1 protein-coding gene is annotated in these 529 nt (G+C 67.1%); it reads right to left on the reverse strand.

The window, feature by feature from the left end:
• The coding region (locus ABTU92_RS28745; RefSeq protein ID WP_408094986.1) for a (2Fe-2S)-binding protein at nt 1-424 on the reverse strand (424 nt) is incomplete at its 3' end.
• Between the last annotated feature and the right edge of the window lie 105 nt (nt 425-529).

Genomic DNA, 529 nt, shown 5'->3' on the forward strand with positions numbered 1-529 from the left:
CGGTGCAGCGGCACAGATTACCTTCGAGCGCCTTGCGGATCTCCGCCGGGTCCGGATCCGGGACGTGATCGAGCAGCGCCTTGGTCGACAGGATCATGCCGGGCGTGCAGTAGCCGCAGTGCACGGCTCCTTCCGCGATGAACGCCTCCTGGATCGGATGCAGCGTGCCGCCGTCGGCGATGCCTTCGATCGTCACGACCTCGCAGCCGTCGACCTCGACGGCCAGCACGATGCAGGAGTTCGCAGCGCGGCCGTCGATCAGCACCGTGCAGGCGCCGCATTCGCCCTCGTTGCAGCTGATCTTGGTGCCGAGCAGGCCGAGGTCGTTTCTGAGAACATCGGCCAGCATGGCGTCGGTGCGCACCGCGATGGCCTTCGCCTGGCCGTTCAGGGTGAACCCGATGTCGAACGTGTCCGCGGTCATGCCTGCACCCGCTCTTTGGTCGTGGAACGTTGCTGCGACACCCGGATCGCCTCGCGGGCGAGGACCTGGACCATGGCCAGGCGATAGTCGCGAGAGGCGCGGATG

It is taken from the genome of Rhodoplanes sp. SY1, assembly GCF_046000175.1.
GTDB lineage: Bacteria > Pseudomonadota > Alphaproteobacteria > Rhizobiales > Xanthobacteraceae > Rhodoplanes.